Source organism: Stenotrophomonas sp. ESTM1D_MKCIP4_1, assembly GCF_003086895.1.
Lineage (GTDB): Bacteria > Pseudomonadota > Gammaproteobacteria > Xanthomonadales > Xanthomonadaceae > Stenotrophomonas.
This window is the reverse complement of the sequence record NZ_CP026004.1, coordinates 2,073,003-2,085,429: the sequence shown is the minus strand read 5'-3', so window position 1 is coordinate 2,085,429 and position 12,427 is coordinate 2,073,003. Positions and strand designations below refer to the sequence as shown.

Here is a 12,427-nt window from a genome sequence, read left to right as displayed (position 1 = left end):
GAACAACAAAGGAACTCTGCTTTGAACAAGAACATGCGCATCCTGATCGTCGACGATTTCTCGACCATGCGTCGCATCGTCAAGAACCTGCTGGGCGATCTGGGCTTCACCAACACCGCCGAAGCCGAGGACGGGCATGCCGCGCTGTCGATGCTGCAGAGCCAGCCGTTCGATTTCGTGGTCACCGACTGGAACATGCCGGTGATGACCGGCATCGAACTGCTCAAGGCCATCCGCGCCGATGCCAAGCTGAAGACGCTGCCGGTACTGATGGTCACCGCAGAAGCCAAGCGCGAGCAGATCATCGAAGCCGCCCAGAGCGGCGTGAACGGCTACATCATCAAGCCGTTCACCGCGCAGACCCTGGAAGAAAAGCTCGGCAAGATCTTCGAGCGCCTGGCGGCCAGCGCCTGATGGATACCCCGGTCGACAGAAGTGCCCTCGCCCTGCGCCTGCAGGAGGCTCTGGATGCCCTGGAATCGGGTGACGAGGCCGCCTGGCGCCAGCGCATCGACAGCCTGGTGGCCGCGCGCACCCAGCCGATGATGAGCGGCCTTTCACGGCTGGCCCGCGAACTGGGCCAGGCGCTGGGCGAACTGCCGACCGTGCCCGACGAGGCCGGCGAGCTGGACGACGCCTGCGCCCGCCTGGACCACGTGGTGGCCATGACCGAACAGGCGACCCACCGCACCCTGGACCTGGCCGAGGAATGCCGGGCCCTGACCGAACAGCTGCGCGCCGACGGCCTGCAGCCAGGCCAGGATGCCCAGCTTGAACGCATCCGCCACAACCTGACCGAAATCGCCCTGACCCAGAGCTACCAGGACCTGACCGGCCAGATCATCCGTCGCGTGGTCGGCATCGTCCGCCGCGTGCACGAAGGCTTCGGCGCGCTCGGCCTGCCGCCGGAACAGCATCGCACCGACCCGGAACTGGCCGGGCCGGCACTGAAGGGGCTGGACCGCCACGCGGTCTCGCAGAACGACGCCGACGACCTGCTGTCGGATCTGGGGCTGTAAGCATGAGCGCTGTTGCCGACGACATCACTGCCGATTTCATCATCGAGGCGCAGGAAATCCTGGATCGCCTGGGCGAACAGCTGGTGTCGCTGGAACAGGCACCGCGGGACAACGACCAGCTCAACGCGGTCTTCCGGGGCTACCACACGCTCAAGGGCGGCGCCGGCTTCCTCGGCATCACCGCCATGGTCGAACTGTGCCATGCCGCGGAAGAAGCGCTGGGTGCGGCACGTGCCGGCCAGGCCGTGCTGCAGGCCCATCACTTCGATGCCGCCCAGCAGTCGCTGGATTACCTGCAGTCGATGCTCGACGCGGTGTCCGCCGGCAGCGAGCCGGGCTACGCCCCGCCGGAGCTGATCGCCCAGTTCGATGTGCACGGCAGTGCGGCGCCGGCAGCGGGTACCGCTGCAGCGGCCCACCCGGCCGCCGCCGGCAGCGACCTGATCACCGATGACGAATTCGAGGCCCTGCTCGACCAGCTGCACGGCGGCAACGCCCCCACAGCAGTCGCTCCGGCAAAGAAGGCCGACGACGGCCTGATCAGCGAAGACGAATTCGAGGCCCTGCTCGACCAATTGCATGGCGGCGCGGTACCCGGCGCCAAGCCGGTGGCCGCCGTCCCGGTGGTGGCCCCGCCAGCGGCCGTACCGGCCCCGCGTGCAGCGGCCAAGCCCGCGGCAAACAAGCCGGTGGCCGAAGCCGAACATACCGTGCGCGTGGACACCAAGCGCCTGGATGCCATCGTCAACCTGATCGGCGAACTGGTGCTGTCACGGAACCGGCTGAAGACCCTGCGCACGCGCCTGCGTGACGAGGAGCTGGACCGTGCCGTGTCGACGCTGGACATCGCCACCGCACGCCTGCAGTCGGCGGTCATGCGCACCCGCATGCAGCCGGTCGGCAAAGTGTTCTCGCGCTTCCCCAAGGTGGCCCGCGACGTCGCCCGTTCGCTGCAGAAAGAAGTGGACCTGGAACTGATCGGCGCCGAAACCGAACTGGACCGCAACCTGGTCGAAGCGCTGGCCGATCCGCTGGTCCATCTGGTGCGCAACGCCATCGACCACGGCGTGGAAATGCCCGACCTGCGTGAAGCCCAGGGCAAGCCGCGGATGGGCCATGTGCGCCTGTCCGCGCAGCAGGAAGGCGACTACGTCAGCATCGAGGTGCAGGATGACGGCGCCGGCATCGACCCGGAAAAGCTGCGTGCCAAGGCGCGCGAAAAGGGCCTGATCGATCCGGAAGCCGCCGCCCGCCTGAGCAGCGAAGAGTGCCTGCACCTGGTGTTCCTGCCCGGCTTTTCCACCAAGCAGCAGGTCACCGACATTTCCGGCCGTGGCGTGGGCATGGATGTCGTGCAGTCGCGCATCCGCGAACTGAGCGGACAGATCCAGATCCAGTCCGAACTGGGCCGTGGCAGCCGCTTCCTGATCCGCGTGCCGCTCACCCTGGCCATCCTGCCGACCCTGCTGGTGCAGGCCGGCGAGGATGTCTACGCCCTGCCGCTGGCCCGCGTGATGGAAGTGCTGCACGCCCCGCGCACCTCGCTGGGCTGGTTCGATGGCCGTGCCGTGCTGGACCGCCGCTCGCACACCCTGCCCCTGGTCGATCTGCGCCAGTGGCTGGATGTGACCCCGGCCGCCTCCACCCTGCTGACCATCGTCGTGCTGCAGGCCGGTGAAGCCCGCTTCGGGCTGGTCGTGGACCAGGTGCGCGGCCGCGAGGAAGTGGTCATCAAACCGCTGCCCAAGGCCCTGCGCGGCCTGCGCGGCTATGCCGGCGCCACGTTGATCGGCGACGGTCGCATGGCGCTCATTCTCGACGTGGACGGATTGCGTTGAAGCCCGCCGGGGATCGCCCGGCACCCCGAAAACTGTGACTACCGTCTGTACCCGATCACCCGGTGTCTCAAGTCCCATTCACATAAGCCGATACCGGACCCATGGATAGACTCAGCCTCATTGGACTCTTTCTGGCCCTGGCCTCACTGGTCGGTGGCAGCATCCTGAAGGGCGCCGGCCTGGCCTCGCTGTGGTCGCCGGCGGCCTTCGTGATCGTGATCGTCGGCACCGTGGCAGCCATCCTGCTGCACACCGCACCGGCGGTGTTCAAGCACGCCTTCAAGATCGTGCGCTGGGTCGTGCGCCCGCCGCACAGCGACCGCCAGGAACTGATCAAGCAGATTGTCGAGTGGAGCAACATCGCCCGCCGCCAGGGCCTGCTGGGCCTGGAATCGCAGGTGGAAGCACAGCGCGACCCGTTCCTGCGCAAAGGCCTGCAGCTGCTGGTCGACGGCGTGGAACCCGAATCGATCCGGCACATGCTGGAAATCGAGCTGGGCAGCCAGGAACACCAGGACCAGGCCGGGGCCAAGGTCTTCGAGGCCATGGGCATCTATGCCCCCACCCTGGGCATCATCGGTGCCGTGCTCGGCCTGATCGCGGTGATGAAGAACCTGGCCGACCCGAGCAAGCTGGGCCACGGCATCGCCGCCGCGTTCACCGCCACCATCTACGGCATCGCCTCGGCCAACCTGCTGTTCCTGCCCATCGCCGCCAAGCTGAAGGGCGTGATCGCGCACAACACCCGCGACCGCGAAATGGTCATCGAAGGCCTGATCTCGATTGCCCAGGGCGAAAACCCGCGCAACATCGAAACCAACCTCACCGGTTTCCTGCACTGACATGGCCCGCCGCAAGCACCACGAAGAGCACGCCAACCACGAGGCATGGGCCATCCCCTATGCCGACCTGATGACGTTGCTGCTTGCCTTCTTCGTGGTCATGTATGCCATTTCCTCGGTCAACGAGGGAAAGTACCGGATCATGGCTGACGCCCTCACCGATGCCTTCGGCGGCGCGCCGCGCACCATCAATCCGGTGCAGGTGGGCAACAAGCAGGTACAGGGCGGCGGCTGGGACAGCCCGTCGGTCATCAAGTCGGGCACGAAGATCGGCCCGTCCGCCCCGGCACCCACCCACGACCCCACCCTGCTGCCGGCGATGGCCTCGCAGATGCGCATGCCGGTGTCGGTGCACAACCAGGAACAGATCGCCCGCGCCGAGCGCCAGCTCAACAGCATCGCCGATCGCCTGACCGCCGCACTGTCGCCGCTCATCGACCGCGGCATGATCAGCGTGCGCCGCACCGAGCTGTGGATCGAAGTGGAGATCAACAGCGACATACTGTTCCCGACCGGCTCGGCCGCGCTGGACGTGCATGCGCGGCAGACCCTGGCCAGCCTGGCCGACGTCCTGCGCGACGTGCCCAACAGCGTGCGCGTGGAAGGCCACACCGACAACGTGCCGATCGCCACCGCCGCCTTCCCGTCCAACTGGGAACTGTCGGCCGGCCGCGCCGCCAGCGTCGTGCATCTGTTCGCCGACCAGGGCGTCGAGCCCTCCCGGCTGGCGATGGTCGGCTATGGCCAGTTCCGCCCGCGCGAGGAAAATGACAGCGCGCAGGGCCGCAACCGCAACCGGCGGGTGATGGTCATCATCCTGGCCGACACCAGCCACGCGGTCGACCCGCTGGGCACTCGCCTCAACGCGGCCGCCAGTGGCATTGATGGCGCAGCGGGTACGCCCGCCGATGCCGCCGCCCCCCGCACCAACCCCGTTTCCCCCAACGCACCGGTGCAGTTGCCGCCGGTGCCGGCTGGCAGCCGTGTCGGCGCCGCCGTTCCCCCGGCAATGAAGGAGTAAACCGATGCGCATCTGGGCAGTCGCCAACCAGAAGGGTGGAGTCGGCAAGACCACCACCACCCTCGCCCTCGGTCGCGGCCTGGCCGCACAGGGCCACCGCGTGCTGTTGATCGATCTGGACCCGCACGCCTCGCTCACCCGCGCCTTCGGCGTGCCGGTCGAGCCGGCGCCGGCCGGCGTACTGGACCTGTTCGCTGCACCGCCGGTCGAACTGACCGCACTGACCCACCCCAGCAGCATCGGCGGCCTGGATTACGTGTGCGCGCAGGCCTCGCTGGCCACCCTGGAACGCCGCAGCGCCAACCAGCCCGGTCTTGGCCTGGCGCTGCAGCATGCGCTGGCCCGCCACCAGGGCCAGCACGACTACATCCTGCTGGATTGCGCGCCCACCCTGGGCCTGCTGATGATCAACGCGCTGGCCGCCGCCGACCGCCTGATCATTCCCACCCAGGCCGAGCCGCTGGCCCTGCACGGTCTGGATGGCATGGTGCGCACCGGCGAGATGGTCGAACGCTCGCGCCGCCGCCCGCTGCCGATTTCGATCCTGCCGACCCTGTTCGACCGCCGCACCCGCGCCGGCAACGAATCGCTGCGCAGCATGCAGGACCGCCACGGTGCCCGCGTGTGGGAAGACGCCATTCCGATCGATACCCGCATCAGCAACGCCGCCGGCCTGACCCTGCCCAGCGTGGGCGAGGATTACCCGGGTCGTGGCCTGGCCGCTTATCGCCGCGCCCTGAACTGGATTCTGGGCGAGGATGCACGCGCCCTGGAGCAGGCGGCATGAACACCTCCGGCGTGCTGGATGACTATCTGGACGAACTGCTGGGCGAAGCCGTGGCCATTGCCGCACCGGCAGCTGCCATTGCGGCCGCCGCGCCCGAGCGCGAACCGACCTGGGACGACCTGCCGGACGAAGTGATCTACGAGACCGGCGACAGCACCGTAGCCGCCGCTACGGATGACGCCTCGCTGGAAGCCGCCTTCGAGGCGGCTGCCGTCGCCGCGCCCGAACGCGAGCCGACCTGGGACGACCTGCCCGACGAGGTCATCTACGAGACCGGCGACAGCACCGTAGCCGTCGCCACGGATGACGCCTCGCTGGAAGCAGCCTTCGAGGCTGCTGCCGTCGCCGCGCCCGAACGCGAACCGACCTGGGACGACCTGCCCGACGAGGTCATCTACGAGACCGGTGACAGCGCAGCAGCGTCCGGATCCAGCGAAGAACCGGCCGCTGCCAAGCCGACCTGGGACGACCTGCCGGACGAAGTGATCTACGAAACCGACGGCGCTGAGAGCCATCACCTGGCGCACACCGACAGCCCGGCGTTGCAGGCCGCCTTCGAGGCCGCCGCCGTCGGCGGGGCGGTTCCGCCGCATGTTCCTGCCGCAGCTGCCGCACCCGCTCCGGCGGCGCCACGCCCCGCACCGCCGCCGGCCAGCCGAACCGCCGCACCGCCGCCGCGCGTCTCCCTGGATGCGCCGGCCGGCAACCGCCCCGGCAGCTGGCAGGAACTGCAGGCACAGGCCCACCAGCCACCACACGGCACCCACCCGCACAACCGCCGCGCTGCCGAACGCACGTCACGCTGGCTGCGCCTGCGCTGCGGCACCCAGGCCTATGCACTGGAGCTGTTGAAGGTGCAGGAAGTGGTACTGCCCGTGCCCCTGCTGCCACTGCGCGGCACCGCTGCAGCCATGCTGGGCATCATGAATCTGCGCGGACAGGTGGTACCGGTGATGGACCTGGGCATCCACCTGGGCACGGTCACGGCTGAAGACGATGCACAGACCCGCATCGTGGTGCTGGAAGAGAATGGCGAAACGCTGGGCCTGCGTGTGTCGGCGGTCGAAGATGTGGCCAATCTCACCGATTCGCAGATCGAACCCCCCGATACGGCGCGCATCTGCCAGATCTCCAACGACCTGTTCCGTGGCGTGGCCCGCATCAGCCAGCGGCCGATGATCCTGCTCGACGCCACCCGCCTGCTGGGCTGACGCCGCATCCACGCATGGCGTGGATCTACTGCACACCGGTAGATCCACGCCATGCGTGGATACCCCACACCCCACCACCCCGGTAGATCCACGCCATGCGTGGATACCCCACACCCCACCACCCCGGTAGATCCACGCCATGCGTGGATACCCCTCACCCCACCCCCCAGGTATATCCACGCCATGCGTGGATACCCCTCACCCCACCCCCCAGGTAGATCCACGCCATGCGTGGATGCCCCTCACCCCACCCCGCCAGGTAGATCCACGCCATGCGTGGATGCCCCCTCCCGCCGATTCAACCCTAAAGAACCCCCGCCAGGTGCCGTTATGGATCTCGGAACCGTTTGTCCGGAGCAACGATGAGCACTGTCGAACTAGGTGACGATCTCGGCATCGAGAACAGCACCGAGCTCAAGAACCGCCTTTCGCCCCTCGTGGCGGAAGCAGACGAGCTGACCCTGGACGCAAGCCAGGTCGGCCGCATCCACACGGCCAGCGTGCAGGTGCTGTGTGCGTTCGTGCAGGCGCGCCGCGAGGCGGGCCTGGGCACCGGCTTCCACGGTTGCACCGCAACCTTCCGTGACGCCGCCCGCCTGTTGGGCGTCACCCAGGCCCTGGGCCTGGACGTACCCCATGACAACCTGAAATCTGTGGAGAACGCTGCATGAGCGCACGTATCTTGGTGGTGGACGATTCGGCGTCGATGCGCCAGATGGTTTCCTTCGCCCTCACCTCGGCCGGTTTTGCCGTCGAAGAAGCCGAAGATGGCGCGGTCGCGCTCGGTCGCGCCAAGGGCCAGCGCTTCAACGCGGTGGTCACCGACGTCAACATGCCGAACATGGATGGCATCAGCCTGATCCGCGAACTGCGCCAGCTGCCGGACTACAAGTTCACCCCGATGCTGATGCTGACCACCGAATCGGCCGCGGACAAGAAGTCCGAGGGCAAGGCCGCCGGTGCCACCGGCTGGCTGGTCAAGCCGTTCAACCCCGAACAGCTGGTCGCCACCGTGCAGAAGGTGCTGGGCTGATCGCCCCGCACGTCTGAGCCCCCTACCCCCCGTTTCCGGATTGCCTCTGCCATGAGCATGGACCTGCAACGCTTCCACGCCACTTTCTTCGAGGAGAGCCGCGAAGGCCTCGATGCGATGGAGGCCGGCCTGCTGGCCCTGGAATCGGGACAACAGGACGCGGAGATCATCAATTCGGTGTTCCGCGCCGCACACTCCATCAAGGGCGGCGCCGGTACCTTCGGCTTTGATGCGATCGCCGGCCTGACCCATGTACTGGAAACGCTGCTGGATGAGCTGCGCGCCGGCAAGCGTGCGCTGGAACCTGCCGCCGTGGATGCCATGCTGTCCTCGGTGGACGTGCTGCGCGCCCTGCTGCGCGAGGCCGAACACGGGCAGGCCGCCGATCCGGCCGCCGTCGCCGCAGTAAAGGCGCGCCTGGAAGCGGTGCTGTCCGGCCAGGCCGCCGCCAGCACCCCGGCAGCCCCTGCAGCCAAGGTCGACGACACGCCTGAAGCCTGGCAGATCGGGTTCACCCCGGCGCCATCGCTGTTCATGAGCGGCAACGACCCGCTGCGCATCATCCGCGAGCTCGAACATCTGGGTTCGCTGCAGGTCGCCGCGCGCATGGAACGCCTGCCCGGCTTTGCCCAGCTCGACCCGCTGGAGGCCCACCTGGCGTGGGACCTCGGCCTGGTCGGCAAGGTGCCGCGCAGCAAGATCGAAGACACCTTTGCCTGGGTGCTGGACGATTGCGAACTGGACATCCGTCCGGCCGCACCGCCAAGCCTGGCCACCCAGGCACCCGCTGCACCCGCCACTGCCCCTTCCACTCCCGCTGCACCGGCGGCTCCTGCCGCCGCAGCCGCACCCGCTGCATCCGGCAGCAGCAACCAGGAAGCCGAAACCTCGATCCGCGTCAGCGTGGACAAGGTCGACGCGCTCATCAACCTGGTCGGCGAACTGGTCATCACCCAGGCCATGCTGAAGCAGGTCTCGCACGCACTGGACCCGGTGCACGCTGAAAGCCTGTTCGCCGGCCTGGACCAGCTTGAGCGCAACACCCGCGACCTGCAGGAAGCGGTGATCGGCGTGCGCATGCTGCCGGTCGATGCGGTGTTCCGCCGCTTCCCGCGCCTGGTCCGCGATCTGTCCACCCGGCTTGGCAAGCAGGTGCGCCTGCGTACCGTCGGCGAAGGCACCGAACTGGACAAGGGCCTGATCGAAAAGATCGCCGATCCGCTGGTGCACCTGGTCCGCAACTCGATCGACCACGGCCTGGAAATGCCGGACGTGCGTCGCGATGCGGGCAAGGATGAGACCGGCACGATCACCCTGGCAGCATCTCACCAGGGCGGCCACATCGTCATCGAAGTCAGCGACGACGGCCGCGGCCTGAACCGCGACAAGATCCTGGCCAAGGCGCAGGAACGCGGCCTGAGCGTGCCGGACAACCCGACCGACTCGCAGGTCTGGGACCTCATCTTCCAGCCCGGCTTCTCCACCGCCGATGCCGTGACCGATCTCTCCGGCCGTGGCGTGGGCATGGACGTGGTCCGCCGCAACATCCAGGCACTGGGCGGCGAAGTGCAGATCGAAAGCAGCCTGGGCAGCGGTACGCGCACGCTGATCCGCCTCCCGCTCACCCTGGCCATCCTCGACGGCATGACCGTGGCCGTGGCCGGCGAAACCCTGATCCTGCCGCTGGCCTACGTGCTGGAAGCGCTGCAGCCGCAGCCTGAAGACATCCGCAGCATGGCCGGCGATGGCCGCGTGCTGCGCGTACGCGGCGAATACCTGCCAATCCTGTCGCTGAGCGAGTACTACGGCTATGGCGCCCGCACCGCCCACAGCGAATCGCTGGTGGTGGTGGTGGAAGGCGATGGCCAGAAGATCGCCCTGGAAGTGGACGAACTGGTGGGCCAGCAGCAGGTGGTGGTGAAGAACATCGAGAACAACTACCGCCGCATCGGCGGGGTCTCCGGCGCCACCATCCTCGGCGACGGCCGTGTCGCGCTGATCGTCGACATCGGCGGCCTGGTGCGCTCCCTGCGCGTACCGCAGGCCGCCTGACCCAACGCACCGCGCAGCATCCGGACCGCCGCCCTCACGGGCGGCGGTTTTTGTTTGTGTCGGCACCCAAGGGTCGCCGGGGTCAGATCCCTTTGCGCAGCAAAGGGCTCTGACCCCAACCTCCAGCGCACTGTGATCTCCGTCGCCCGCACGGTTTCTCCTGCAACCACACCATCAATCGAAAGCGCCCGCCCCACAAGGCTTTCGCACGCTTTGGCGCGACAGAAACTAATGTGACATCCATCCATAAAGTCCGCGCAGGCCACGCCGCTATCTCGCTTTGACGGCCGTCACCGAACCCCCACCGGCACCACCGTTCCCCTCTGCATTTCCCGGGCCCCGCCTGCGCGCCGGCCCCCTGCCCACCTGGAGCATCCCCTGCATGAAGTGGTTCCATGATCTGCCCATCGCCCGCAAGCTGGCCGTGGGGTTCACCCTGACAACGCTGATGACCCTGGTCCTGGGCCTGTTTGCTCTTGTCCGCCTCAGCGAAGCCAACACCCAGCTTGGCGAAATGGCCAGCAACGATATTCCCTCGGTGCAGCACCTGGGCGAAGTACGTTCGCAGCTTGGCGAGTTCCGCACCTATGAGATGGCCCTGCTGACCATGCTCGACCAGCCGGAAAAGGTGGCCGACTACAACAAGCGCATGGACGACAGCGCCGGGATCGTCCGCAAGGAGCTGGCCGCCTACGCCGCCCTGCCGACCGGTGACAAGGAACGCGCGCTGTACCAGCCGGTGAAGGCCGGTGTGGACGCCTACTTCGCCGCCAACGCAAAGCTGCGCGCGGCCGCCAACGCTGGCGACGGCGTGCTGGCCCAGCAGGTATCCGATGAGCAGTCCCGTCCGGCGCGCCGCAAGGCCTTCGAGGAACTGAAGGCACTCAGCGCCTTCCTCGGCACGCAGATGCAGGGCAAGATCGACGCCGCCAATGCCACCCACCGCAACAGCATCATCGCGGTCGTCAGCTGCATCGTGCTGCTGTCGCTGGTCGCCGCCGCACTGGCCGTGGTCATTTCGCGCGCGGTCACCGTCCCGCTCGGCAAGGCACTCACCGCCATCCAGGCCGTGTCCCGTGGCGACCTCAGCGTGACCACCCAGGCCACCAGCAAGGATGAAGCCGGTCGCATGCTCAGCGCCACCAGCGAGATGACCACCATGCTGCGCCGCTTCTCCGAGCAGACCCAGCTGATGGCGCAGATGCATGCCGGCCCGGACATCAGCCATCGCATCCCCGAGGACTTCCCCGGCGTCTATGGCCAGCTGGCCGGCGGCATCAACACCGTCATCTTCGAGCACCTCGATTCGATCCGCGCCGCCATCGACGTCCTGAACCAGTACGCCGCCGGCAACCTGACCCAGGATGCGCAGCGCCTGCCGGGCACCCGTGCCTTCCTGCATGAGGCGATGGATGCGGCCAAGGCCAGCCTGCTGGCCATCAACACGCAGATCCAGCAGCTGGCCAATGCGGCTGCCGCAGGTGATTTCAGCGTGCGCGGCGATGCCGCTCGCTTCGACCACGACTTCAAGGTGATGATCGAACAGCTGAACTCGATGATGCAGGTGGCCGATGGCAACCTCGGCCAGCTCTCGCAGCTGCTGCAGGCCATCGCCGAAGGCGACCTGACTGCACGCATGGACGGCCAGTTCCACGGCGTCTTTGCCCGCATGCGCGACGACGCCAACACCACCGTCGCCCAGCTGACCCAGATCGTCGGCCAGATCCAGGCCAGCGCCTCCAGCATCACCCTGGCGTCCGGCGAGATCGCCTCCGGCAACAGCGACCTGTCGCGCCGCACCGAACAGCAGGCTGCCAACCTGGAAGAAACCGCGGCGTCGATGGAAGAACTGACGTCCACCGTGCGCCAGAACGCCGAGCACGCCCGCCAGGCCAACCAGCTGGCCATCGGCGCGCACGGCGTTGCCTCGCAGGGTGGTGAAGTGGTCGGCCAGGTGGTCACCACCATGTCGGCCATCGAAGCGTCCTCGAAGAAGATTGCCGAGATCATCAGCGTCATCGACGGCATCGCCTTCCAGACCAACATCCTGGCACTGAACGCCGCCGTCGAAGCCGCCCGTGCCGGTGAGCAGGGCCGTGGTTTCGCCGTCGTCGCCAGCGAAGTACGCACCCTCGCCCAGCGCTCGGCGGCCGCCGCCAAGGAGATCAAGGGCCTGATCGATGATTCGGTCGGCAAGGTCGCCGAAGGTTCCAGCCTGGTCCACCAGGCCGGCGCCACCATGGGCGAGATCGTCGCCTCGGTGCAGCGCGTCACCGACATCATGGCCGAGATCTCCGCCGCCTCGCAGGAACAATCGGCCGGCATCGAGCAGGTCAACCAGACCGTGGTGCAGATGGACGAAACCACCCAGCAGAACGCCGCGCTGGTGGAAGAAGCCACCGCCGCCGCACGGGCGATGGAAGACCAGGCTGCGCAGCTGGGCGAAGCCGTGGCCCGCTTCCGCCTGGCCACGCCCGGGCTGAGCGCCGCCGCGCCGCGCGCCGTCGCTGCAACGCCTCCCGCACGTAGGCCGGCCCCGGCCAGCAGCGCGGCCCCGGCACGGGCACGCAAGCCGGTCGCACAGCCCGCGCTGGCCGGCGACGGTGAGTGGCAGGAGTTCTGAC

General features: G+C 67.8%; 10 protein-coding genes and 1 pseudogene. All 11 read left to right on the top strand.

Features of this window, described 5'->3' with window-relative positions:
* Nucleotides 1-21 precede the first annotated feature (21 nt).
* The 11 genes and pseudogenes from cheY to C1924_RS09580 all read left to right on the top strand — a co-directional run bounded on the left by cheY (nucleotide 22) and on the right by C1924_RS09580 (nucleotide 12,426).
* Nucleotides 22-414: a chemotaxis response regulator CheY gene (gene cheY, locus C1924_RS09630; RefSeq protein WP_053520063.1), complete on the top strand. Its 393-nt coding sequence runs from the start codon at nucleotides 22-24 to the stop codon at nucleotides 412-414.
* Nucleotides 414-1,019 (top strand): protein phosphatase CheZ, encoded by a 606-nt coding sequence (locus tag C1924_RS09625; RefSeq protein ID WP_108765090.1) that lies wholly within the window; start codon nucleotides 414-416, stop codon nucleotides 1,017-1,019. The genes cheY and C1924_RS09625 overlap by 1 nt, the downstream gene beginning before the upstream one ends.
* 2 nt (nucleotides 1,020-1,021) lie before the next feature.
* On the top strand, nucleotides 1,022-2,857 hold the full coding sequence (locus C1924_RS09620; protein ID WP_108765089.1) for a chemotaxis protein CheA: 1,836 nt from the start codon (nucleotides 1,022-1,024) through the stop codon (nucleotides 2,855-2,857).
* 101 nt (nucleotides 2,858-2,958) lie between these two features.
* Complete coding sequence (locus C1924_RS09615; protein WP_108765088.1) at nucleotides 2,959-3,699, top strand: flagellar motor protein; 741 nt, start codon at nucleotides 2,959-2,961, stop codon at nucleotides 3,697-3,699.
* A 1-nt stretch (nucleotide 3,700) separates the two neighbouring features.
* A pseudogene (gene motD / locus C1924_RS09610) lies at nucleotides 3,701-4,579 on the top strand (flagellar motor protein MotD); the annotation flags it as partial.
* Nucleotides 4,580-4,724: 145 nt separating this feature from the next.
* A complete protein-coding gene (locus tag C1924_RS09605) occupies nucleotides 4,725-5,507 on the top strand; it encodes a ParA family protein (RefSeq protein WP_108765086.1) in 783 nt (260 codons plus the stop codon).
* A complete protein-coding gene (locus C1924_RS09600; RefSeq protein WP_108765085.1) occupies nucleotides 5,504-6,718 on the top strand; it encodes a chemotaxis protein CheW in 1,215 nt (404 codons plus the stop codon). The genes C1924_RS09605 and C1924_RS09600 overlap by 4 nt, the downstream gene beginning before the upstream one ends.
* Nucleotides 6,719-7,080: 362 nt before the next feature.
* Nucleotides 7,081-7,389 carry an STAS domain-containing protein gene (locus C1924_RS09595; RefSeq protein ID WP_108765084.1) on the top strand — a complete coding sequence of 103 codons (309 nt, stop codon included), beginning with the start codon at nucleotides 7,081-7,083 and terminating at the stop codon, nucleotides 7,387-7,389.
* Nucleotides 7,386-7,751 carry a response regulator gene (locus C1924_RS09590; RefSeq protein ID WP_070207889.1) on the top strand — a complete coding sequence of 122 codons (366 nt, stop codon included), beginning with the start codon at nucleotides 7,386-7,388 and terminating at the stop codon, nucleotides 7,749-7,751. Before C1924_RS09595 ends, C1924_RS09590 begins: the two co-directional genes overlap by 4 nt.
* 51 nt (nucleotides 7,752-7,802) lie before the next feature.
* Entirely contained in the window at nucleotides 7,803-9,803 is a 2,001-nt protein-coding gene (locus C1924_RS09585) for a chemotaxis protein CheA (protein WP_108765083.1), read from the top strand.
* A gap of 382 nt (nucleotides 9,804-10,185) precedes the next feature.
* Complete coding sequence (locus tag C1924_RS09580; protein ID WP_108765082.1) at nucleotides 10,186-12,426, top strand: methyl-accepting chemotaxis protein; 2,241 nt, start codon at nucleotides 10,186-10,188, stop codon at nucleotides 12,424-12,426.
* The last annotated feature ends 1 nt before the right edge of the window (nucleotide 12,427 follow it).

What these genes read in the sequence shown, in the direction of transcription:
- C1924_RS09625 (WP_108765090.1), top strand. Translation starts at nt 414, where the DNA reads ATGGATACCCCGGTCGACAGAAGTGCCCTCGCCCTGCGCCTGCAGGAG.
- C1924_RS09620 (WP_108765089.1), top strand. Translation starts at nt 1,022, where the DNA reads ATGAGCGCTGTTGCCGACGACATCACTGCCGATTTCATCATCGAGGCG.
- C1924_RS09615 (WP_108765088.1), top strand. Translation starts at nt 2,959, where the DNA reads ATGGATAGACTCAGCCTCATTGGACTCTTTCTGGCCCTGGCCTCACTG.
- C1924_RS09605 (WP_108765086.1), top strand. Translation starts at nt 4,725, where the DNA reads ATGCGCATCTGGGCAGTCGCCAACCAGAAGGGTGGAGTCGGCAAGACC.
- C1924_RS09600 (WP_108765085.1), top strand. Translation starts at nt 5,504, where the DNA reads ATGAACACCTCCGGCGTGCTGGATGACTATCTGGACGAACTGCTGGGC.
- C1924_RS09595 (WP_108765084.1), top strand. Translation starts at nt 7,081, where the DNA reads ATGAGCACTGTCGAACTAGGTGACGATCTCGGCATCGAGAACAGCACC.
- C1924_RS09590 (WP_070207889.1), top strand. Translation starts at nt 7,386, where the DNA reads ATGAGCGCACGTATCTTGGTGGTGGACGATTCGGCGTCGATGCGCCAG.
- C1924_RS09585 (WP_108765083.1), top strand. Translation starts at nt 7,803, where the DNA reads ATGAGCATGGACCTGCAACGCTTCCACGCCACTTTCTTCGAGGAGAGC.
- C1924_RS09580 (WP_108765082.1), top strand. Translation starts at nt 10,186, where the DNA reads ATGAAGTGGTTCCATGATCTGCCCATCGCCCGCAAGCTGGCCGTGGGG.